18 protein-coding genes and 2 pseudogenes are annotated in these 21,728 nt (G+C 60.3%); 18 read left to right on the top strand and 2 right to left on the bottom strand.

The window, feature by feature from the left end:
- The first annotated feature begins 138 nt into the window (after positions 1–138).
- The 18 genes and pseudogenes from wecC to ACN4F8_RS09890 all read left to right on the top strand — a co-directional run bounded on the left by wecC (position 139) and on the right by ACN4F8_RS09890 (position 19,329).
- The gene (gene wecC / locus ACN4F8_RS09805; RefSeq protein ID WP_419473412.1) at positions 139–1,359 is read left to right on the top strand and encodes a UDP-N-acetyl-D-mannosamine dehydrogenase; all 1,221 of its coding nucleotides are present in this window, start codon (positions 139–141) and stop codon (positions 1,357–1,359) included.
- A gap of 52 nt (positions 1,360–1,411) precedes the next feature.
- The gene (locus ACN4F8_RS09810) at positions 1,412–1,561 is read left to right on the top strand and encodes a hypothetical protein (protein WP_419473413.1); all 150 of its coding nucleotides are present in this window, start codon (positions 1,412–1,414) and stop codon (positions 1,559–1,561) included.
- Positions 1,558–2,886: a putative O-glycosylation ligase, exosortase A system-associated gene (locus ACN4F8_RS09815; protein ID WP_419473414.1), complete on the top strand. Its 1,329-nt coding sequence runs from the start codon at positions 1,558–1,560 to the stop codon at positions 2,884–2,886. Before ACN4F8_RS09810 ends, ACN4F8_RS09815 begins: the two co-directional genes overlap by 4 nt.
- Positions 2,879–5,083, top strand: coding sequence for a polysaccharide deacetylase family protein (locus ACN4F8_RS09820; RefSeq protein ID WP_419473415.1), 2,205 nt, complete (start codon positions 2,879–2,881; stop codon positions 5,081–5,083). The genes ACN4F8_RS09815 and ACN4F8_RS09820 overlap by 8 nt, the downstream gene beginning before the upstream one ends.
- Positions 5,080–6,201, top strand: a complete 1,122-nt coding sequence (locus tag ACN4F8_RS09825; RefSeq protein ID WP_419473416.1) for a hypothetical protein — start codon at positions 5,080–5,082, stop codon at positions 6,199–6,201. The genes ACN4F8_RS09820 and ACN4F8_RS09825 overlap by 4 nt, the downstream gene beginning before the upstream one ends.
- Positions 6,198–7,694: a lipopolysaccharide biosynthesis protein gene (locus ACN4F8_RS09830; RefSeq protein ID WP_419473417.1), complete on the top strand. Its 1,497-nt coding sequence runs from the start codon at positions 6,198–6,200 to the stop codon at positions 7,692–7,694. Before ACN4F8_RS09825 ends, ACN4F8_RS09830 begins: the two co-directional genes overlap by 4 nt.
- A gap of 12 nt (positions 7,695–7,706) precedes the next feature.
- Positions 7,707–7,838 (top strand): annotated as a pseudogene (locus tag ACN4F8_RS09835) (isomerase); the annotation flags it as partial.
- A gap of 24 nt (positions 7,839–7,862) precedes the next feature.
- The gene (locus ACN4F8_RS09840) at positions 7,863–8,189 is read left to right on the top strand and encodes an acyltransferase (RefSeq protein WP_419473436.1); all 327 of its coding nucleotides are present in this window, start codon (positions 7,863–7,865) and stop codon (positions 8,187–8,189) included.
- Between the two features lie 27 nt (positions 8,190–8,216).
- Positions 8,217–8,627: a sugar 3,4-ketoisomerase gene (locus tag ACN4F8_RS09845; RefSeq protein WP_419473418.1), complete on the top strand. Its 411-nt coding sequence runs from the start codon at positions 8,217–8,219 to the stop codon at positions 8,625–8,627.
- Complete coding sequence (locus ACN4F8_RS09850; RefSeq protein WP_419473437.1) at positions 8,624–9,730, top strand: DegT/DnrJ/EryC1/StrS family aminotransferase; 1,107 nt, start codon at positions 8,624–8,626, stop codon at positions 9,728–9,730. The genes ACN4F8_RS09845 and ACN4F8_RS09850 overlap by 4 nt, the downstream gene beginning before the upstream one ends.
- 55 nt (positions 9,731–9,785) lie before the next feature.
- Complete coding sequence (locus tag ACN4F8_RS09855) at positions 9,786–10,748, top strand: glycosyltransferase (RefSeq protein WP_419473419.1); 963 nt, start codon at positions 9,786–9,788, stop codon at positions 10,746–10,748.
- Positions 10,749–10,773: 25 nt separating this feature from the next.
- Entirely contained in the window at positions 10,774–11,886 is a 1,113-nt protein-coding gene (locus ACN4F8_RS09860) for a glycosyltransferase family protein (protein WP_419473420.1), read from the top strand.
- Positions 11,886–13,049, top strand: a complete 1,164-nt coding sequence (locus ACN4F8_RS09865; RefSeq protein WP_419473421.1) for a carboxylate--amine ligase — start codon at positions 11,886–11,888, stop codon at positions 13,047–13,049. The genes ACN4F8_RS09860 and ACN4F8_RS09865 overlap by 1 nt, the downstream gene beginning before the upstream one ends.
- An 11-nt stretch (positions 13,050–13,060) precedes the next feature.
- The gene (locus ACN4F8_RS09870) at positions 13,061–14,266 is read left to right on the top strand and encodes a DegT/DnrJ/EryC1/StrS family aminotransferase (RefSeq protein WP_419473422.1); all 1,206 of its coding nucleotides are present in this window, start codon (positions 13,061–13,063) and stop codon (positions 14,264–14,266) included.
- Between the two features lie 56 nt (positions 14,267–14,322).
- Positions 14,323–16,260 (top strand): annotated as a pseudogene (locus ACN4F8_RS09875) (acyltransferase family protein).
- 159 nt (positions 16,261–16,419) lie between these two features.
- Positions 16,420–17,328 carry a glycosyltransferase family A protein gene (locus ACN4F8_RS09880; RefSeq protein ID WP_419473423.1) on the top strand — a complete coding sequence of 303 codons (909 nt, stop codon included), beginning with the start codon at positions 16,420–16,422 and terminating at the stop codon, positions 17,326–17,328.
- Positions 17,329–17,388: 60 nt separating this feature from the next.
- A complete protein-coding gene (locus ACN4F8_RS09885) occupies positions 17,389–18,249 on the top strand; it encodes a methyltransferase domain-containing protein (RefSeq protein ID WP_419473424.1) in 861 nt (286 codons plus the stop codon).
- A 117-nt stretch (positions 18,250–18,366) separates the two neighbouring features.
- Complete coding sequence (locus tag ACN4F8_RS09890; RefSeq protein WP_419473425.1) at positions 18,367–19,329, top strand: polysaccharide deacetylase family protein; 963 nt, start codon at positions 18,367–18,369, stop codon at positions 19,327–19,329.
- 3 nt (positions 19,330–19,332) lie between these two features.
- Here ACN4F8_RS09890 and ACN4F8_RS09895 read toward each other — a convergent pair whose 3' ends face one another.
- Both ACN4F8_RS09895 and ACN4F8_RS09900 read right to left on the bottom strand, forming a co-directional pair.
- On the bottom strand, positions 19,333–20,382 hold the full coding sequence (locus ACN4F8_RS09895; RefSeq protein WP_419473426.1) for a glycosyltransferase family 4 protein: 1,050 nt from the start codon (positions 20,380–20,382) through the stop codon (positions 19,333–19,335).
- Positions 20,383–20,477: 95 nt separating this feature from the next.
- The gene (locus ACN4F8_RS09900; protein ID WP_419473427.1) at positions 20,478–21,611 is read right to left on the bottom strand and encodes a TIGR03088 family PEP-CTERM/XrtA system glycosyltransferase; all 1,134 of its coding nucleotides are present in this window, start codon (positions 21,609–21,611) and stop codon (positions 20,478–20,480) included.
- Between the last annotated feature and the right edge of the window lie 117 nt (positions 21,612–21,728).

A 21,728-nucleotide genomic window follows, 5' to 3' on the forward strand; every position in this document is an offset into this window, starting at 1 on the left:
AAATCGTGGCCGAGGCGCGCCGCCTGCTGGTGGACGCCGACGCCTACGCCGCCATGTCGCGCGCGCACAATCCATACGGTGACGGCAAGGCCGTGGAAAGAATCATTGAGCACATTCAAAACATGAGAGGGAACTGAAATGGCACGAGAACTGCAAAAAATCATCGTCATGGGCCTGGGTTACATCGGCCTGCCCACCGCTTCCATGCTGGCCACCAAGGGACACCAGGTGCTGGGTGTGGACGTGAACGCCAAGGCAGTGGACACCATCAACTCCGGCCGCATCCACATCGTCGAGCCCGACCTCGACATCCTGGTGCGCTCGGCTGTGAACAGCGGCAACCTGCGCGCCTCGCTCACCCCCGAGGAGGGCGACACGTTCATCCTCGCCGTGCCCACGCCGTTCAAGGAAGAGGGCGGCAACCCCAAGGCGCCCGACCTGAGCTATGTGGAAGCCGCCACGCGCGCCATCGTGCCCTATTTGCGCGAAGACAACCTTGTGATCCTGGAGTCCACCTCGCCGGTGGGCACCACCGAGGTGATTGAAAAGATCATCGCCACCGAGCGGCCCGAGCTCGCAGGCAAGGTGCACACGGCTCACTGCCCCGAGCGCGTGCTGCCCGGTCATATCCTGCGTGAGCTGGTGGACAACGACCGCATCATCGGTGGCACCACCAAGGCGGCCATTGCGAAGGCCCGCACGCTCTACAAAACCTTCTGCAACGGCGCGATTCTGGAAACCGACAGCCGCACGGCAGAACTCTCCAAGCTGGTGGAAAACTCGTTCCGCGACGTGAACATCGCGTTTGCCAACGAACTCTCCATCATTTGCGATCGCCTGGGCATCAACGTGTGGGAAACCATTGCGCTGGCCAACCGCCACCCGCGCGTGAACATCTTGCAGCCCGGGCCAGGCGTGGGCGGTCACTGCATCGCGGTGGACCCCTGGTTCATCGTGTCCAGCGCTCCAGAAGAGGCGCGCCTGATCCGTACCGCGCGCGAAGTCAACGATGCCAAGCCGCATTGGGTGATCGAGAAGGTGCGTGCCAAGGCCCAGCGCTTCAAGGAGCCCGTGATCGGAGCCCTGGGCCTGACCTTCAAGGCCAACATCGACGACATGCGCGAATCGCCTTCCATGGACATCGTGGAAAACCTGCTCAAGTCGGGTATCGGCAAGGTCATGGCGTGCGATCCAAACGTGGCCAAGGACAAAGTTTCTTTCCCGCTGTACGACCTCAAAGACGTGCTCAAGGAAGCCGACATCCTGCTGCTGCTGGTGGACCACGCCGAGTTCACGGCCATCGACCCGCAGGTGATCAAGGACAAGGTGGTGATCGATACCAAGGGTGTGTTGCGTTGATGGACTGCGCACCCCGGTCGGCGAGCGTGCTGTCGTCAACAAAGGAGACCCCATGATCGAGTCGATTCTGTTTGCGCTGGATCTTCTGGTGGTGACCTATTGCTGCTGGGTCGTGATGCGCGTGAGCAAGAAGCCCAAGGTGGAGGCTTCCGACCTGGGTTTCTTCGCGTTCAAACAGAACAAGGAAGAAGTCAACAAATGAGAGATTTGTTGATGCTCGGCGTCTTGTTGGTCATGCTGGTCATGGCCTTCAGGAGCGGCTTTGTGGCGTTTCTGTTGTGGGTGTTTGCCACCGTACTCTCGCCCCAGCTGTATCTTTACGGGTTCATGCAGGAGTTCCGGTTTGTGTTTGTTTTTGCAGGCATCGCGCTGGTGATGCTCTGGATGGAGAAAGACAAGGATCGCGGGCAGTTCGCACCTGACGCCACCGCGGTGGTCATGGTTCTTTTCGTGTTTCATGCCATCCTCACGGCCATCTTCTCAATGCAGCCCAACCCTGCGGTCTGGTTCAGGCTGGACATCTTTCTCAAGGGCATCGTGCTGGCGTTCATGGCGCCCTTCTTCCTAACGTCCCGCTGGCGCATCCACGTGATGTTGATCGTGCTGGTGATGGGTTTGGGTTTTCACGGTGTGTTGGACGGCTTGAAGATGATCTCGTCAGGCGGCGGGCACAACGTGACCGGCATCCCCACCTCGTCCTTGACTGACAACAACCTGTATGCCTTGGGCATGGTGATGTTGCTGCCCTTGATCCTGTACCTGGCGAAGTACAGCGGCCACCGCATTGCCCGCTGGGTTGCGCTCATCGCCTTCGCCCTGTGCGTGATGACGGTGCTGGGTTCCAACTCGCGGGGTGGTTTTCTGGCGCTCGCCATTCTGGGCGTCTGGTACTGGATCACCAGTCCCAGAAAACTGTTGTCCACGGTGTTTGTTGCGATCGTCGCCGTGGGTGTGGTTCAGTTCGCTCCCGAGCGCTGGTTCGAGCGCATCGAGACGATCAAGGACGCTGCAGAAGACCAGTCGTTCCTGGGACGGGTGGCCGCCTGGAAGGTGAGCGTGAACATCGCCAATGACAACCCGCTGCTGGGTGGCGGCTTCCACGCGGGTGAGAGACAGTGGATCTGGAACCGGTACAAGGAAACGCCCAACTTCATCAACTACGAAATCCCCGAGATGGTTGCCAAGGCCGCTCACAGCAACTATTTCCAGGTGCTCGGCGACATGGGTTACCTCGGTCTGTTTCTGTTCCTTGCGCTGCTCGGCTCGGCGTTCGTCAACCGTTGGCGAATCAAAGCGGCTGCTGCCAAGACCAAGGGTGACACCACCTGGGCAACCGATCTCGCCACCGCCATCAACCTGTCGCTCGTGGCCTACATGGCCGGCGGGGCGGGCGTGAGCCTGGCTTACTTCGAGCTGGTGTACCTGTTCATCATGGTGCTGCCCGCCATTCACCGGATACTGATCCGGGAAGGCGCCAAGGAGAAGGCGCTGGCTTCTGCACTGCAGGGGAGGGTTGCCCATGTTTAAGCGCTTCTCCAACGGAAAGCTGACCACCCTCGTTTTCCACAAGATACCCAAGACCCACCACCCACTGTGCCCGGCCGAGCTGGATCTGGCCGACTTCACCACCGTGCTGCAAGCCACCATGCGCCGGTTTCGAATCTTGCCCCTCGACGAAGCCCTGGTGTCGTTGCGAGCCGGCAACCTGCCTCCCAACGCCGCGTGCATCACCTTTGACGACGGCTACCCCGACTGGGTCGGCGGCGTGGTGCCTGTGCTTGAAAAACTGGGCGTTCATGCCACTTTTTTCGTCACCTCTGGCCAGTACGACGGGCTGCCCATGTGGAACGAACGCATCTTGTACGCAGTGGCTCAAGCGCCAGCGGAAACCCCCGCGCTGGAGTGGCCTGGCATTGAACTCTTGCCGTCGAGATTCGACACACCCACCGAGCGGCAAAACACCATTCGCCGCCTCGACGATTTCTTGAAGTATCAGGAACCTGCTGAAAAAGAGCGGCTGCTCATGGCGCTTGAGCAGCACACCGGTTTTGAGCGCAACCGGGTGCCCATGATGGACGTGGCCGACTTGCGGCACCTGCACTCCCGGGGCTTTGGCATCGGCGGGCATTCGGTCACCCATCCCATCTTGAGCCGTTGCACCCCGGCGCAGGCCTATGACGAAATTGCCGGCGCGCGCGAGCAGATTGAAGCCATGATCCGCGGCAAGGTCACCGCCTTTGCCTACCCCAACGGCGCGCCCGGCAAAGACTTTGGCCCGGAACACATCGAGATGGTGCGAAAGGCAGGCTACCGGTACGCGCTCACCACGATGCGCGGCGTGGCGTCCTCCGACACCTCTCTCCTTCAAATACCCCGTTTCACACCTTGGGGCCCGACGGCCTGGCGCATGAACCTGCAGTTCATGCGCAACATGATGCAGCGCTCGCCCATGCTGAGCGAGAGCGCAACCAACGAAAAGCGGGCGCTCATGGTGGCGTTTCACTTTCCGCCCCAGGCCGGCAGCAGCGGCATTTTGCGAACCCTCAATTTTGTGAAGTACCTCCCCCAACAAGGTTGGGCGACTTCTGTGTTGGCAGCCACCCCCCGCGCGTTCGAAGAGCAGCGCAACGATCTGGTGGCTTCCATACCGGCGCAGACCACCGTGGTGCGGGCCACCGCACTCGACGCAGCGCGGCACCTCTCCATCAAAGGCAAATACCCCAGGCTCTTCGCCTTGCCCGACCGCTGGTCCACCTGGTGGCTGCCAGCCGTGTGGACCGGCATGAAAGAGATTCGCCGCGCGCGCCCACGCCTGATCTGGAGCACTTACCCCATCTCCACGGCGCACCTCATCGGCGGTAGCCTGTCCCGGCTCAGCGGCATACCCTGGGTGGCCGATTTCCGCGACCCCATGGTCAACAGCGGGTATCCCGCCGACAAGATGCAGCGGCGCCTGTGGCAATGGCTCGAAGCCAGCGTGCTGCGCCGCGCCTCGGCTTGCGTGTTCACCACGGCCAGCGCCGCTCAGGAGTACCAGCATCGCTACCCCGACCATGCCGGCAAATGCCATGTGATCGAGAACGGGTACGACGAAGAAGCGTTTGAGCAGGTGGAGCCCTCGCGCGAAGGCGTGGCAGACGGCACGCTGCTTCTGCTGCACAGCGGCCTGATCTACCCCCAGGACCGTGACCCGTCCACCTTCTTTGCCGCAGTGCGCAAGCTGATAGACGAAGGACAACTGGACCCCCAGCGACTCTGCATACGCTTCAGAGCCCCGCACCACGGTGAAGAAGTCATGGAGTGCGCCCAGCGGCACGGGGTGTCCGACTGCGTGGAAGTCGGTCCACCCATTCCGTACCACCGCGCCATCGCGGAAATGATGGGGTCCGATCTGTTGCTGGTTTTTCAGGGCAGCAACTTCAACACGCAGATACCCGCCAAGATCTACGAATACCTGCGCTCCGAGCGCCCCATCCTGGCTGTGGTCGACCCAGCGGGTGGCACAGCGGCCCAGCTGGACAAGTTTCACGCCGTCTACATCGCCGACATCCATGCGGAGGAATCCATACGCGCTGCGTTGCTGGCCACCCTGGACGCCAACGCAGACCGCGAGCAGGCAGACGCCTTGGCGCACAACAGGCAGATGGTGCTCCGCTACTCCCGAAGCGCGCAGACCGGCAGCCTGGGCCAGCTTTTTGACCGCGTGGCGCACGTTTCACCGTGAAGCTCGATGTCATTTCCGCGCGCCTGAGACCCGTGCATCCCGAGATGCTGGCGCACTGGTCAAACGCCAGCGGCTGCTGGTGCACACACGACCATTGGGCCTACTGGTTCACGTACGAAACCAGCAGCTTGCGCAAGGTCTTTCGCATACCGCCCAAGTCCAGAAGCGTCCAGGGCCGCGTCAAAGACTGGCTGGCGCGCAGCTGGCTCAAGCGCACGCTGAAGCCAGGTCCGGGCATTCAGGCGATGGTGGAGCTGCCCACCCGCGATGTGCTCGTCATCTACGACCAGATCTACCTGTATTCACCCACCCGCCACGGCACGTGTGCCGAAGTCCTGCCTGTGGACATTGACCCGCCCGTGGCCACACCACTGCGAGGTGGCGTGGCCGTGCATCCGCGCAGCCAATGCGCGTATTACGGTGAATACAACGACGACCCCGGCGGCTGCCGCGTTGCGCGCGTGGACGCAGCCAGGCGCAAGGTGGAGGTGTGCTGGAGCTTCGCGCGCAGTGAGATCAGGCACATACACGCCATCCACTACGACCGCTTCCGCGATCGCCTCTGGATCTGCACCGGCGACAGAGACCACGAGTCGTCGTTCTATTACACCGACGACGAATTCGCCACCGTTCACCGCTTCGCCGGAGGCGACCAGAGCTGGCGCGCCATCGCCATGCTGTTTGACGAAACCGGCATGGAATGGGGCATGGACGCCGGGAAAGACGCCCCGGCAGATGCCATCAACCTGATCTACCGCTACGAGTTTGAATCAGCCCGGCGCACCCAGTTGGCCACCATCGGCAACCCCGCCTACGCGGCGTGTGAGTTCACCGACGGCACCGCGATGATGCAGACAAGCTTTGAGCCGGGGCGCAAGCAAGACACCCGCGAAGAAGCAGCCCTGTGGTTTCGCGGACAAGACCGGCAATGGCGCCAGTGCCTGGGCTTGCCCTATGCGCCCAAGCCACGCCCTGGCGTCAGCCGCTACGGCTTCATCATGTTGCCCCAGGGCATCAGCCCGGCAGGGCGGGTGTTGGGCACACCGGTGAATTGCCGAACGGGGCACTACACGTTGGTGGAGCTTGCCTTGTCAGCCCAGCCGGATCAAGGCAAATGACCGTACCTCACGCCACCGGCAAACAGATCGCCAAGGGTGCCGCATGGCTCATGGGCTTCAAGTTGCTGGACAAGAGCATCGGGTTGATCAGCACGCTGGTGCTGGTGAGGGTGCTCACGCCGTCTGACTTCGGATTGGTTGCCATGGCCATGGCGGTGGTGGCATTGCTTGAACTCATGGGCGCGTTTGGCTTTGACTCGGCCCTCATCCAACGCCAGGACACCGCGCGCAGCCACTTCGACACCGCCTGGACCTTCAACGTGATCTTTGGTGTGTGCATCGCGCTTTTTCTTGTGGCCATGGCGATTCCTGCTGCAGCCTTTTACCGCGAGCCACGGCTTGAGCTGATGCTGCCGGTGTTGGCCATCGGCGCGGTGATCGGTGGGTTCGAGAACATCGGCACGGTCGCTTTCCGCAAGGAGTTGAACTTCCGCATGGAATTCATCTACCTGTTCATCAAGCGCATCGCGGCGTTTGCAATAGTGATCACGCTGGCGCTCACACTGCGCAGCTTCTGGGCGCTGATTTTTGCGACCATTGCCGGCAAGGCGATGACCGTGCTCATCAGCTACATGCTGCACCCTTACCGACCGAGGTTTTCATTGGCGGCAAGAGGGGACCTGTTCAACTTTTCGAAGTGGTTGTTCATTTCGAATCTCATCCAGTTTCTGCACAGCCGCTCTACTGATTTCGTACTTGGTCGCACGGTGGGAAGCTACGGACTTGGCATTTACAACTTGGCTGCGGAGATATCAGCCATGCCCTCCAGCGAACTCATTGCTCCCCTGAACCGTGCTGTCTACCCTGCCTATGCTCAACTTGCTAAAGCGCGGGAGAAGCTGTTGGTGTGCTTTTTGGAGGTGTATGGCCTCATCAATTTCATCTCGTTTCCAGTCGCTGTGGGGTTGTTCTGCGTCTCGGATCTGGTTGTCGAGCTGCTGCTCGGCCCGCAGTGGGTGGACGCGGTTCCCATCTTGCAGGTACTCGGTTTGTGCGGCCTGCTGGGGGCGCTTCAAGGGAACATGTACGTGGTCATGTCGGCGATGGGTAAACCAAAGGCCAACACAATGCTGTCTGCCAGCCTTCTGGCGGTATCTCTGCCAGCGGTTGTCTGGGCCAGCCTGCATTACGGTGCCTTGGGCGCTGCCTATGCGCACTTTGTCTCTGCTTTGATTGGGTTTGTTGGCATCGTGATGGTATTTACGCTTGTGACCGGCGCCACCAAAACTCAATTGGCTTTGGTAATGTGGCGACCAATGCTGGCGTCATTTTTGATGGCTGCTGTCGTCTTGAGTGCTGATCGACTCATGCAGCAAGTGTCCTTGTCTTTGCCATCCGCAGCTCATCTTCTTGGATTGGTCGGTCTTGGGGCGCTTGCGTATACGTTGTGCATATTGGTCTTGTGGTCGCTTTCCGGACGTCCGGAAAGCGCCGAAAAAGTGGTCCTGAAATTTGTCGGCGGACGGCTCTTTGTAAATCGTCGTTCCAATTGATGGCGGTCTGATATGTCCAATTTTTTCAAACACTCACATGCGCTTGTCGAAAGCGAGAGCATCGGCGATGGCACACGCGTATGGGCTTTCGCACACATCCTTCCCGGTGCCTGTATCGGTTCTGGGTGCAACATCTGCGACGGCGTCTTCATCGAAAACGATGTGGTCGTGGGCAACGATGTCACCATCAAATGCGGCGTGCAGCTCTGGGACGGGCTGCGGGTGGAGGACGGCGTGTTCATTGGCCCCAACGCCACGTTCACCAACGATGGATTTCCGCGCAGCAAGCAGCATGCGTTTGAGCTCAAACAGACGCTGGTCAAGGCGGGGGCTTCCATCGGCGCGAATGCGACCATCCTCCCCGGTCTCACCATCGGAGCACGTGCCATGGTGGGTGCCGGTGCAGTGGTCACCCGGGATGTGCCCGACGGTGCCATCGTCATGGGCAACCCCGCCCGAGTCACTGGCCATGTGGATGACGAGAGATCTGCATGACAACACGCCATTTTTTGAAAGCCGTTCATGTCAATTGACCTCTGCAAGGTGATGGACCTTCCCATCCACAAAGACCCTCGCGGCAACCTCACGGCCATTGAAGGTGGGATACATATCCCCTTCGAGATACAGCGGGTTTACTACCTCTACGACGTGCCTGGCGGTTCCGAGCGTGGAGGCCATGCCCACAAGGGGCTGCACCAGTTGATCATCGCCATGTCGGGCAGTTTTGACGTCGTGCTCGACGACGGCAAGGACAAGCGCAGGGTTCATCTGAACCGCTCTTACCAAGGCTTGTATGTGTGCCCCATGATCTGGCGCACCATCGACAATTTTTCCTCGGGGTCGGTGTTGATGGTGCTTGCTTCCAACAAGTACACCGAAGACGACTACTACCGCGAATACAGCGACTTCATGAGAGCACGGTGGCAGGCATGAACATTCCTTTTCTGGATCTGTCGGCCATGCACGACAGCATGCGTCCGGCGCTTGATGCCGCGTACCAGCGTGTCATGGGCTCCAGCAGTTTCATCCTTGGCAAAGAGGTCGAACTGTTCGAATCCGAGTTTGCGCAGTACTGCGAAACGCGGCATGCCATTGGTGTGGCCAATGGCCTTGATGCCTTGTTCCTGGTGCTCAAGGCCATGGACGTTGGGCCTGGTGATGAAGTCATCGTTCCGTCGAACACCTACATTGCCACCTGGCTTGCCGTGTCTTACGCGGGAGCAACACCAGTGCCTGTGGAGCCTGACCCACAGACGTTCAATCTTGATGTGTCGCGCATCGAGGCTGCAATCACGCCGCGCACGCGCGCCATCATGCCGGTGCATCTGTATGGCCAGCCTGCGGACATGGACGGTATCAATGCTTTGGCGGCCAGGCACGGACTGAAGGTGCTGGAAGACGCGGCGCAAGCCCACGGCGCGCGTTACAAGGGCCGGCGTGTGGGCGGCTTGGGTGATGCCGCAGGTTTCAGTTTCTATCCGGGCAAGAACCTTGGCGCCTTGGGCGATGGAGGTGCGATCACCACCAACGACGACGTGCTGGCCGCGAAGTTGCGGGTGCTGAGAAACTACGGATCAGAGCGCAAGTACCACAACGAGCTCAAGGGCTTCAACAGCCGACTCGATGAGCTGCAGGCCGCCTTCTTGCGTGAGAAGTTGCGCTTGCTCGACGGTTGGAACGTGGATCGGCGCCGCATTGCGGATGAATACCGCGCTGCGCTGGAAGGCAGCGGGCTGGGCGTGCCACATGTGCCGTCATGGGCTGAGCCGGTATGGCATCTGTTTGTGGTGCGCTCCACGCGCAGGGACGCGTTGGCCGCAGCATTGGCACAGCGTGGTGTCGGGACCGTGATCCACTACCCAGTAGCGCCGCACCGGCAGCCGGCCTATGCGGAGATGAACCTGGGCGTGGGCAGCTTGCCTGTGGCTGAAGCGATCCATGACGAGGTGTTGAGCCTGCCGATCTGGCCGCAGATGACCGCTCTGCAGCTAAACACTGTGATCTCTGCATGCCGTGACGCGGCAACTTCACTTTGACCTTAAGCGCGCTCTTTCTTGAACTCCGTGTGCGCGAGATCCAGGAAATTCAAAGGTGAGTGAAATCAAAGCTACGTCTGCGCCTGCAGTGACCGTGATAGCGCTGTGTTTCAATCACGCTCGATTTTTGATCGAGTGCCTTGACAGCATCGCTGCGCAGACATTTCAGAACTTTCAGCTGATCGTTACTGACGACTGTTCCAAAGACGGCTCTGCGCAGCTGATCGAAGATTGGTTGCGTGTGCATCGACCCGATGCCCTGTTTATCCGACACAGCGTGAACGTGGGTCTGTGCAAGACCTTGAACGAAGCATTGGCCAAATCCCAGGGTGAATTCATCAGCATGATTGCCACCGACGATGCTTGGGAGCCAGCCAAAATCGAGTGTCAGTTGGCTGTGGCCACTCAGTCGGGCGAGCAGGTGGCAGTCATTTATTCAGACGCCTCGCGTATGGACGAAGACGGCGCCCGGTTGGAGAAAAACTTCATCGATTCGCACGCACCCGATTGCACTCGTCCTTCGGGCGCGGTGTTTGCAGAGCTGGCTAACCGCAATTTCATTCCCGCCATGTCGACATTAATCCGACGGCAGGCTTTGGTGAATGTGGGCATGTATGACGAACGCCTTGCGTACGAAGACTACGACATGTGGCTGAGGCTGGCTTCAAAGTACGAGTTCGTTTATGTCCCCGCCACGGTGGCGCGTTATCGCATTGTGGCTACATCGATGGTGCGAACGATCTTTACTAACCCCTCACCACATTACATGTACACGGTCTATCTCATTTGCATGAAGTGGTTGCCGGGGCCGCTCTTGAAAGCCAGCCAACGCGTGGCTTGGAAAAACAGGCTGTGGGACGCAGCGTATGGCTTGTATGCGGTCAACGATCGGCGTGCCTCGGCTTGTTTGTGGCAGGCCGCTTGGTATGGGCGAAAACCTTACGCGGCCCTGCTCGCCCTGACCAACGCCATGGGTATTTCGCGAGACCGTGCCAGACGCTTGGTGGGGCGATCCTAATGAAATCCGGTCCTTGGAAAGTTGCATGAGCGACAAGGTGAAAATCGGCTTCGTGTTGCTCTCCAACACACAAAACGCCATCCCCAGCACCCGCATCGTGGTGTTGAACATGCTGCCATATCTGCGCTCTGCAGGGTTTGATCCGCACGTCGTGTTTGAGCCCGCCACCAGCACCAAGACGCCCGACGTATCGGGCCTCGCCGAGAAGATCAAGGCGGGCAATTTTCAGGTGGTGGTGTTGCAGAAAGTCTTTGGCGACAGCGTGCTTGAGCTGGCCCGTGAGTTGAAGCAGGCCGGGATCAAGACGGTGTTTGCCATCTGCGACTTTGTGAACCCGGCCATGTGCGACGCGACCGACGCGACCATCGTCGTGACCGATTACCTCAAGAGCCTGTATCCCAAAGAACAGCAGCACAAGGTGTCGGTGGTGCACGACGGGGTGGAGCGGCCAGCGTTGCACAAGACCGATTGGGGCACGCACACGGGTTCAAGCGCGAAGCCGTTGAACGCGGTGCTGGTCACTTCAGCTGCACTTGATCGGCTGCCGCTGCTCGGCAGGCCGCCGAGTTGGCTCAAGGTGACCATCGTCGGCCGTTACTCGCCTTCCGGGGCTCGCCTGCGCCGCTGGCGTGAGCACCAGTGGGCCATGGCGGCCAAGAGCGGTTTGGTCGAGCGTTGGCGATTTCTGCGTTTCCTGGCCGACGGTCGCATTGCGTGCGAGGCATGGGGTGCCGATTCGGTGTACCAGGCCATGCAGCGGGCGGACATCGGCATCATCCCGATCGAGGTGGACCCGGTGCGCGACCCCACGGGTGAGTGGAAGGTGAAGTCGGAAAACCGGCTCACGTTGAAGATGGCCATGGGCTTGCCGGTGGTGGCCACGCCCATCCCTTCGTATGAGCCGGTGGTGGAGCAGGGCATCAACGGCTTCCTGGCTCGCAGCACCGAGGAGTGGCTGCGCCATTTGAGCGCCCTGCGAGACCCGGCCTTGCGCATGAGCGTGGGGCAGCAAGCGCGGCAGACGGCCTTGACGCGCTATTCCATGGACCGCCAGGCCGAAAAACTGATCGCGGTGTTGCAGGGCGTGGTCGGGCGGCAGCCCGGTGCGGTGGCCAGCGCAGAACAGGCGAGGGCGTGATGCCGAGTCCAGACACCCGATACAAAACACCGGCCATCGTGGTCGGTGGTGGCCTGAATGCGCTGGGCGTGGTGCGCAGCCTCGGAGCGGCGGGGGTGCCGGTGTGGGTGCTCGACACCGATCCACGCTCACCCGCCATGCGTTCACGCTGGGGCCGTGCGCAGGTGGTGCCCACGGTGGAAGGGGCAGCGTTCATGGCCGAGCTGGAGCGCACTGTCGCTCCTCTGGGGCCGCGTGTGGTGCTCTTTCTCACCGAAGAGAAAGCCGTCAACACCGTTTCAGCGCTGCGTGCCAGCCTGCCGGCTTCGGTGTTGATCCGCCTGCCTGAGCACCAGCGCCTGATGCAGCTGATGCACAAGCAGGGATTCCAGGAACTGGCCGAAGCTGTTGCCGCGCCGGTACCGCGCACGGTGCGGCTGCAGAGCTCGCGAGACCTGCCGCTGGTGCGGGCGCTGAACTTCCCCTGCGTGTTGAAACCCAGCGAGAAGAGTTATGTGTACGGCGCCCGTTTCAAGAAGGCCTACAAGGTGGCCTCGGCCGACGAGGTGGATGCGCTCTACTACGAGATAGAACCGGTGCTGGCCGACATGGTGGTGCAGGAGTGGATCGAGGGCGGCGACGGCGACATCTATTTCTGTTTGCAGTACATCGGTGGGCAAGGCGAGGTGGTGAGCTCGTTTGCAGGCCGAAAGATCCGTTCGTGGCCGCCGCGCATTGGTGGCACGGCCAGTTGCACCGCCGCCTGGGAGCACGCGCAGGAGCTCACCGACACCACCGCCGTCTTCTTCCGGCAGGTGGGGTTCACTGGCATCGGCAGCATGGAATACAAGCGCGATGCGCGCGACGGGCGCTTCTGCATGGTGGAGCCCACCGTGGCGCGCACCGATTTCCAGGAAGAGGTGGCCACCCTCAACGGTTGCAACCTCCCTCTGGCGGCGTATTGCCACGAGCTGGGATTGGCCGCGCCCGCGGTGAGCCCGGTCAACCCGCCCCGCGTCTGGCGCGAATCGCAGATCGATCGCTGGTCGCAGCAGGAAAGCGGCGACCCGCCCGATGCCGCGTCCCGTTCGCACCACGTGGTTGATGCCTACCGGCGCTGGGACGATCCCATGCCGTGGATCGACCATGTGAGCTTCCGGCTGGCTGAGCGGCTCAGGCGCTGAGCTGCCATCCCATGGCAAACGCTCCCTTGAAGCGCCAACCCCTGGCTTTTGCAGACTGGTCGGGCAGCGAATACGCCGCCATGGCGGGCAGCTTGCTGCGCGGCCGCGTGCACCAGGGGCCCAACCCTGCTTTGCTGAAGCAGAGGCTGGCGCAGGTGTATGCGCCTTCCGAGGTGCACCTCGTCAACTACGGGCACCACGCCATCGAAATCGCGCTCAATGCCTTCAAGTGCCAGCGGCCCGAGCGTGTGGAGGTCATCGTGCCGGCGTACATCTGCCCGAGTGTGGTTCAGGCGGTGGCTGCCTGCGGCCTGCGGGTGCGCAGCGTCGATGTGCAGACCGACCTCAACCTGGCTCCAGCCGATGTTCAGGCTGCGCTGAATGCCGACACGCTGGCGGTGATCGCGCCGCACATGTACGGCTGCCCCGCGCGTATTCTCGAAATAGAAGCACTGTGCGACGCCGCCAATGTGTTTCTGATCGACGACGCTGCCCAGGTGGTGGGCGTGCAGCAAGACGGGCGGCTGCTGGGCACGTTTGGCGATGTGGGCGTGATCAGCTTTGCGCAATCCAAGACCATCGTCAGTGGCATCCGGGGCTCGGGCGGGGTGTTGCTGGTGAACCGGCCGGCCCTGGCGGACCAGCTCAGAGAAGCCTGTGCGAGTTTGCCTGCGGCCAGCGGCAGGCTAGGCCCATGGGCCGACTTTCTCTGGAACCATGTTGGCCATGTTTACACCGGCAACTCGGGCTACTACCTGAGCCGGGTGCTGACCGCGTTGGGGCGGGAGCCCCCCGTTGCCGCACCCGCCATGCGGATCAGCCATCTCGAAGCCGGCATAGCGCTGGCCCAACTGGGCCGGCTCGACGCGCTCGTCGCAGAGAAGGTGCGCATCTCCGAGGCGTATCACCGAGCCGTGCAGGCTTGCCCGCACTTGGAGTTTCCGCAGTTTGCGCCGGGCCGGTTTCTTGCACGCGTGATGCTGTTATTGCCCGAGGGGGCAGATTTGGACGACGTGCGCCGCGAAGCCCTGAGCTTCGGCGTTGAAACGCGCACCGGGTATTCCGCGTTTGTTTCGCCCGGAGCCCAGGCGTCACAAGCGCAGGCCATGGAGCAGCGGTTGTTGGGCGTGCCCTGCCGCCCGGGCATGACCCAGGGCGATGTGGAGGCTGTCTGTGCGGTGTTGGATGCGTCGATCCCTGGCGCGGTCCGGCGCTGAGTCGATGCATGTGGTCAACAGTGCGCAGCAGAAATCATTGGAACCTTGGAACAAGCATGGATTACAGGCGAGAGATTGACGGGCTTCGTGCGTTGGCGGTGGTTCCAGTCATTCTGTTTCATGCGGGCTTCGAACTGTTCGGCGGCGGGTTCGTGGGTGTTGACGTTTTCTTTGTCATCAGCGGCTACTTGATCACCAGCATCATCCTTTCAGAACTGGAGGCAGGTCATTTTTCTCTGATCAAGTTCTATGAACGTCGGGCGCGGCGCATCCTGCCTGCACTGCTGCTGGTGATGACGGTCAGTTGGGCGTTTGCGTGGGTGTGGCTGCTGCCTGCAGACATGAAGGAGTTCGCCAAAAGCCTTATCGCTGTGTCGTTGTTCTCGTCCAACGTGCTGTTCTGGCAAGACAGCGGCTACTTCGCCACAGCGTCCGAACTCAAACCTCTGTTGCATACGTGGAGTCTGGCTGTAGAAGAGCAGTACTACGTGCTGTTTCCGTTGTTTCTCATGGGCTTCTGGCGATGGGGGCGGAGGTGGACCGTGGCATCACTTGTGGTCATTGCCATCGCTAGCCTTCTGGTCGCTGAGTGGGGTGTTCGTGCCAATCCGTCGGGTGCTTTTTTCCTCTTGCCGTCGCGAGCCTGGGAGCTTTTGTTGGGCTCTTTCACCGCCTTTCACCTGGCTGGCAACCGCCATGTGGTTCCTGCCTTGTGGATCAAGAAGTTCGCCAGCTCTGCTGGCGTGCTCCTGATCTTGCTTGCGGTCTGTTTGTTTGATGAGAGCACACCCTTTCCCGGTTTCTATGCTCTGGTGCCGGCGGTGGGCACGGCCTTGGTGATCTTGTATGCGACGCCCCAAACCCCCGTAGGTCAACTGTTGGGACATCGAATCCTTGTCGGCATTGGACTTGTCAGCTACAGCGCATATCTCTGGCATCAGCCGCTGTTTGCGTTTGCGCGCCACCGCAGCCTTGATGCGCCTGGTCCCGCGCTGTATGGGGCTTTGTCATTGGCTGCGCTTGGCCTTGCGTACTTGAGCTGGCGATTTGTAGAGATGCCATTTCGTGACAAGACAAAAATTGGTCGCAAAGGTGTCTTTGCCTTTTCTGCAGTCGCCATAGCGGCGCCGTTGTTGGTTGGCGTCTATGGCTACACCTCAAGTGGCTTCTATGACCGCACTGAACTGCAGGCTCGCTTGGGCGAGCTTGAGGCAAGACTGACTGGCAACTACGGCTTGAACGAGGTCTGCGAAGGTGATTTCACTCTTTCGCCAAAATGCCGCACCAGTGACGCACCCGAGATACTGCTTTGGGGTGACTCGTATGCAATGCATCTCGCCCAAGGAATTGCTGCCTCCAACAAAGATGCAAGCTTCATCCAGATGACGATGTCGGTTTGAGGTCCATTTCTCGACGTAGCGCCAACGAACGAAAGGTACCCGCTCAGTTGGGCTGCCAAGTGCATACAGGTGAACGACAAAGTCGTCGAATGGTTGAAGTCCAACAAGAGCGTGAAGTACGCTGTGCTGAGCTCCCCTTTCACAACGTACATTGGAGAGAGCAACAAACTGATGCTGCGCAGCGGCGTCGTGGTCGCAGGGGCTGCTGAAGCGTTGCCACACTTCAGAGCAACCCTCCAGCGAATACGTGACTTGGGCATCACGCCTGTTGTGATTGCCACGACGCCTCAGAACGGCAAGGACCTTGGCCGCTGTATGGCGAAGATGGCCTTTCTGAATTCGTTGCCGGATGGCTGTTCTTTTGACAGGGCATTTGCGGATGCGCGACAAAAGCCCGTACTTGAGTTTCTGCGAGCAGTTGAAAAAGACACCAAGGTCATCTGGCTTGCGGATGGCATCTGCCCCGAGGGTAAGTGCCTGGCCGGCGTGGGTGATGTGATCGTTTACCGCGACAACGGTCACTTGTCGCGGGAGGGAAGTGCATATGTCGGTGTCCAGATGAACCTGTATGAGGCGATTACTTCATCCCGATGATTGGCTTTGGCAAGTTTTTCAGGGTAGTGTGAACCTAAATGCTTGGTACTTTTTTTGTTTATTGAAATCAGATGCCGCGATACAAAGTCATTTTTATTGACGATCCTTTGTAGCAACCGAATTAATAACTCAGTCAACCATTTGTAGGAATATTGTGTGATGGATTGGCAATCTTTGAAGCTCGGTCTGAAGCGGCGTTACTTTCAGCGCGAGTTTGATGTTTTCTGCCGTGCTGTGTTGAAGACGCCGGCGGTGGAACTGGACGAGTCCAGTGGTCTCGTGGTGCTCAGCCAGTCGTATCAGAAGGACTTGCTGATGTTTCTAATTGCCGCCAAGACATTTGCGCGGTATGTGAAGCCAGCCCGGTTTGTCGTTGTTGACGATGGCTACACCCCCGAAGACCAGGCCATCATTCGAGCCCACCTGAGGCGGGTGGATTTCATACCCAGGAAAAGTGTGTCGTCTCGCTTTTGTCCGGTCGGAGGAACCTGGGAACGCTTGTTGACCATTGCAGATTTGTCGCGGGATCACTACATCGTGCAACTCGACTCCGATACGGTCACGGTTGCTGACCCGGTCGAAGTCCGTGAGCACATTGCTGCAGCTGCTTCATTCACGCTGTCCACCAACGACGGCCGGCGGTTCGTGACGGTGAAAGAAGCCAGCGACGCCATGAAAGGCAGCCAGTCCGGTCACATTCAGGTGCTCGCTGAAAAGGCTTTGGACAGCATTCCTGAACTTGCGGGAAGTTTTTATATAAGGGGCTGTTCGGGTTTCGCGGGTTTTGCGCCCGGATCGATCGATCGCGACGATGTGGAACGAATTTCTCGCCTGATGTCATCAGCCTTGGGGAGCGGGGTCTGGAAAGCGTGGGGCAGTGAACAATTTGCATCCAATTATTTGATTGCCAACTCGCCTTTGAAAGCCTTGCTGCCATTTGAAAATTATCCCTACTGGATTTTGCAGGGGGACATGTCTCATGCCCGGCTCGTTCATTTCATCGGGGGTGATCGATTCACGTCTTCGGCCTACCGGAGCATGGCCATGAAGGCCATCAGAAGTCTGTGATGGTTTGATGATTCATTCGGTGAGTCGAGCTGAGAACATGTGTTTGTGGTGACTTTCCAAATGGAACCTTTTGAAAATATGGCTGCTGCGAACAAATCCTCTGAACTGGTCAAAGATGAAGTTGCCCCCCGGTTGTCAGACATGGCAGCCAACGAGCGATTTCGCGAGAAAGTGGTGGGTCTCTTGAGGGGAGATCCAGATTCGATCTGGAGCGGTGGTTATGTCGATCATGTTTGGGAGAAATGCAGGCATCCCTTGATGCGTTACCTGCAGCAGAGCGGGGCACGGCGTGTCCTGGAGTTCGGCTGCAACATCGGGGCGACGTCTGTGGTGTTGGCTCACCTGGGCGTGCAGGTGCAGGCCATGGATGTCGAACCTCGCTACATCGAGGTGGCCAAAGAGAATGCGGCGCGCTACGGTTGCAGCGACGCGATCACATTCACGTGCCACGCTGACAGCACAGCGCTGCCCTGGCCAGACGGTTCGTTCGACTTCATCACCTGCAACAGCGTGCTGGAGTACGTGCCGTATGCGATCCTTCCGGCGGTTTTGTCGGAACTGGAACGTGTGCTGGCCCCCGGCGGCATCCTGTTTGTGGCGGGCACTTCCAATCGACTCTCGCCTGTGGAGATCCACTCCCGGCGCTGGTTTGTCAACTACTTGCCAAGAAGCTTCGGGCCGGCGGCCTCCGATGTCGAGCGGGGTCTCTTTCCATGGGATGTTCTTCGAGGCTTTCCCCGCTACACACAGCTGGATGTGGAAGACAGATCGGGGACTTACTTTGACTGGAAAAAGGGCGCCGGCATGCCTGCGTCCAAACGGGCCGTTTTGCATGCTGTGGACGCACTGAGCCGGCCGTTCGGCTTTCCCGTTGCACTGCTGTTGCCGAGTTTTTCCACCGCGCTGCGCAAGCCTGCCTGACCCCCCGTCGGGCCTTGCGCTTCTGGGTGCAATACTGCACAGGGGGCTTGTTTACACATCGTTTCATTTCTAAGTTGTTGTCACATAATGGGAAAGGTGACAAATCCGGAAACAACGATGCTCAATGTGTTTTTTACTGTGGACGTGGAGATCTGGTGCAGTGGCTGGTCGGACCTGGACAGCAAATTCCCGGACGCTTTCAAGCGCTACGTGTACGGGCCCACGTCTCAGGGCAGTTTTGGTTTGCCCTATCAGATGGACCTGTTGAATCGACACGGTCTGAAGGGTGTTTTTTTTGTTGAGCCTTTGTTTTCACTGCGATTCGGTCAGGCAGCGCTGGACGAAATCGTGGGATTGATTCAAGAGCGTGGTCATGAAGTGCAGCTCCATCTGCACACCGAATGGGCCGACGAAGCTGCCCAGCTCGTGCTTCCAGCGGTGCCTGAAAAGCGCCAACACCTCCGCTATTTCTCCCGGGAAGAGCAGGCGATCCTGATCGCCAAAGGTCTTGAGCTCTTGAAGCGGGCCGGTGTGCAGGACATCACAGCGTTTCGCGCTGGCAGCTTTGCCTTCAACCGCGACACGCTCTTGGCGCTGGCCGATGTGGGTATCCCTATCGACAGCAGCTACAACGCGTCCATGTTCGGCTCAGACAGTGGTGTCATGCCGGGTGAGCGAATGGTCGAACCCTTCGAGCTGGACCGTGTGTACGAGTACCCCATGGCGGTGTTCGAAGATGGCACTTCTTCGATACGGCACGCCCAGCTCACGGCCTGTTCGTTCGGTGAGATGGAAGGCTTGCTGTGGCAAGCGCTGGAGCAGCAGCGCCAGTCCTTTGTGATCCTTTCGCACGGCTTCGAACTGCTCAACCGCGCCAAGGACCGGCCAGATGCGGTGGTGGTAGATCGCTTCCACAAGCTTTGCTCGTTTCTGGACAAGAACCGGGACAGCTTCAACGTGCGCGGCTTCCATGGCTTGACGCCAGTTCCGGTGGTGAAGCAACCCGCTCCGCTGCGCTCGCCGCTGCACAGGACGGGCCGGCGCATGGTCGAGCAGGTTTATCGCAAGCGGTACGGTTGAGTTTCAACGCCCGGTTCGCCCGGCGGCAGAACCGAACTCGCGCTCGTAAATGCCCAGCAGTGTCCGGGCCATGGCATCGACGCTGTAGCTGGCCCTGAACTTGGCGTGTCCCATCAGTCCCATGGCCTCGCGTCTTGAGGCGGAGTTCGCCAGGGTGTCCATGGCCTTGGCCAGCGCAGCGGCGTCGGCTGGAGCGACAAGATAACCCTCTACACCATCGGTGATGACTTCGGGCATGGCGCCGACCGTGGTGACCACCACAGGCAGGCGCGCGGCCATGGCTTCGAGCAGAGACATGGGCAAACCTTCGGCCAGCGAAGGAAGAACGAAGGCATCCGCGCGCACCAGCAATTTCGCCTTGGCATCTCCCACCACGGGTCCCAATACGGTGGCCCGGTGCGAGAGTTGTCTTTGCTGGATTTCGTTTTGGGTCCACGCCGTGAAGCCGGCGTCTTCGTCTCCGCCAGCAAACTCGAGCTCCCAATCCGCTTGCGCCAGTTCGAGGGCATCCAGCAGCACGGGAACACCTTTGCGCTTGCCCAGATTGCCGAGAAAAACAAACACGGGGCGCGGGTTGCCAGCTTTGACGTTCGCCCCTGTGGGCTCCGGCACGCCATTGGGCAACACGGCGATGTGGCTGCCGGGCAGGCGCTGGTGCAATCGCAATTTCCAGTCATCCGACAAGGCGATCACCACGTCGGCTCGCCTGGCCAGAAACCGTGCGATCGCCAGCATGGCCGGGTTGAGTTCGTCCAGAAAGGCGTCAAAGCGTGCGCCGTGCACGTGCATGACCACGCGGCAGCCTTGCCATTTGGCCAGCAGCAGGAGCGCGCCATCCAGGAAGAACGTGAAGCCGCTGCAGGTGTGGATGTGGGCAATGCTCTCGGGGTGCCGCCGCAGCAAGGCGCGCCAGTTCTTCATCAGTGTGAGGCGGGCCTGGATACCTTCCAGCATGGAGCGGTTGGCTCTGGTTTTCTTGCCGGTATCAAAGAGGATGAGGTCTGTCTGTGTGGCCAGGCTCGACTCGCTCAACGCGCCCAGGACAGATGCCATGCCACCGATCGCGGGTGGAAGGGGGCCGCTCATGACGATTCGGAATCGGGGGGATGCTGGTTTCATGGGGTCGCTGGTGGGGGGGCTGATGGAGCTCACTGGCGGTGAAAGATGTTGCGGTACTTCTGCATCACGCCGGTGAGGCCATAACGGTGGTTCACCGATGTCAAGGCTGTGGCTGCCATCGGGTTGCCTGGACCTTGCTGGAACTGTTCCAGCAGCTGCCTGGCGAGCGCTTGGGTGTTGCCCGACGGCACCAGCGCGCCACACGCGCCGTGCTCCAGCAGCTCGGCATTGCCACCCACGTCGGTGACCACGATGGGCAGGCCGGTGGCCATGGCTTCTTGCAGTGTGCACGAGGTCCCTTCAGAGAGGGAGGGGAGAACGAAGCAGTCCAGCGCACGGAGGATCTCGGCCACATCGCTGCGCACGCCGGGCAGCCAGGCCCGGTGTTCCAGGTCAGCGGCGCGCAAGCGTTCGCTTATCTCGCTTTGCATGGGTCCGTCGCCCACCATGGCCAGGCGCATGCGCTCGGTGCCGGCAAGGTCCGACTGGGCCAGGCTGATGAAGGCATCCACCAGCATCAAAGGGTTCTTGATGTGCACTTGCCGCCCCACGGTGCCGATGACCCAGTGCTTGTCGCGTTCGAACGGGAACCCCGGTGGCACCGGATCTTGGGCGCGGGCCGGGCGGAACTGCTGGGTGTCCACCCCGTTGGGGATCAGGTGCACATGAGCGGGTGACACACCCAGTTTGTGCTGCAGGTAGCCGTGCAGCGGCGCAGACACCGCAATGAACTCGTGCACGAAGCGCTTGTAGATCTTGCGCAGGGTGAGGTAGCGCGAGCTCTTGGTGTTGATCTCGCCCATGTCCATGCCGTGCTCGGCATGGACGCGCAGGGGAACGCGGGCCAAGGCCGCCATGGGCATGAATTCGAGCGCTGCCAGGTTGCAGGTGTGCACCACGTCGGGTTTGAGGCGGCGCAGCAGGCGGTACGTCTGGGGGTAGAGGGCAAAGGGTTGCCCCGGAGGCTTGTCGAGGCAGATCACTTCCACGTCGGTGCGCGCGATGCGCTTCACAAACAGGGGGTCCGCGTCGGTGATGGACACCACGGTGTGCCGGAACTCGCCGTGCGGCAGGTTGTTGATCAGCTGGACGACGACGTTCTCGAGCCCGCCGGTGGTGAAGCGGTAGATCAGGTGGACGACGTGGCGGGGGGGAGTGGGCATCACTTGGAACGGAAAGTACTCGGGGTTCTGGCGGTGTCGGGCTCATGAAGAAGCACCTGCCCGCGCAATTGTCACGTATCGCGGCAGCGAGTCCGGCACGGGTATCGACGCGCGGCC

The organism is Hydrogenophaga sp., from assembly GCF_048549895.1.
Classification (GTDB): domain Bacteria; phylum Pseudomonadota; class Gammaproteobacteria; order Burkholderiales; family Burkholderiaceae_C; genus Hydrogenophaga.

Excerpts from the sequence above, each read along its gene's own strand:
- wecC (WP_419473412.1), top strand. The coding sequence starts at position 139 with ATGGCACGAGAACTGCAAAAAATCATCGTCATGGGCCTGGGTTACATC.
- ACN4F8_RS09810 (WP_419473413.1), top strand. The coding sequence starts at position 1,412 with ATGATCGAGTCGATTCTGTTTGCGCTGGATCTTCTGGTGGTGACCTAT.
- ACN4F8_RS09815 (WP_419473414.1), top strand. The coding sequence starts at position 1,558 with ATGAGAGATTTGTTGATGCTCGGCGTCTTGTTGGTCATGCTGGTCATG.
- ACN4F8_RS09820 (WP_419473415.1), top strand. The coding sequence starts at position 2,879 with ATGTTTAAGCGCTTCTCCAACGGAAAGCTGACCACCCTCGTTTTCCAC.
- ACN4F8_RS09830 (WP_419473417.1), top strand. The coding sequence starts at position 6,198 with ATGACCGTACCTCACGCCACCGGCAAACAGATCGCCAAGGGTGCCGCA.
- ACN4F8_RS09845 (WP_419473418.1), top strand. The coding sequence starts at position 8,217 with ATGTCAATTGACCTCTGCAAGGTGATGGACCTTCCCATCCACAAAGAC.
- ACN4F8_RS09850 (WP_419473437.1), top strand. The coding sequence starts at position 8,624 with ATGAACATTCCTTTTCTGGATCTGTCGGCCATGCACGACAGCATGCGT.
- ACN4F8_RS09860 (WP_419473420.1), top strand. The coding sequence starts at position 10,774 with ATGAGCGACAAGGTGAAAATCGGCTTCGTGTTGCTCTCCAACACACAA.
- ACN4F8_RS09865 (WP_419473421.1), top strand. The coding sequence starts at position 11,886 with ATGCCGAGTCCAGACACCCGATACAAAACACCGGCCATCGTGGTCGGT.
- ACN4F8_RS09870 (WP_419473422.1), top strand. The coding sequence starts at position 13,061 with ATGGCAAACGCTCCCTTGAAGCGCCAACCCCTGGCTTTTGCAGACTGG.
- ACN4F8_RS09880 (WP_419473423.1), top strand. The coding sequence starts at position 16,420 with ATGGATTGGCAATCTTTGAAGCTCGGTCTGAAGCGGCGTTACTTTCAG.
- ACN4F8_RS09885 (WP_419473424.1), top strand. The coding sequence starts at position 17,389 with ATGGAACCTTTTGAAAATATGGCTGCTGCGAACAAATCCTCTGAACTG.
- ACN4F8_RS09890 (WP_419473425.1), top strand. The coding sequence starts at position 18,367 with ATGCTCAATGTGTTTTTTACTGTGGACGTGGAGATCTGGTGCAGTGGC.
- ACN4F8_RS09895 (WP_419473426.1), bottom strand. The coding sequence starts at position 20,382 with ATGGCATCTGTCCTGGGCGCGTTGAGCGAGTCGAGCCTGGCCACACAG.
- ACN4F8_RS09900 (WP_419473427.1), bottom strand. The coding sequence starts at position 21,611 with ATGCCCACTCCCCCCCGCCACGTCGTCCACCTGATCTACCGCTTCACC.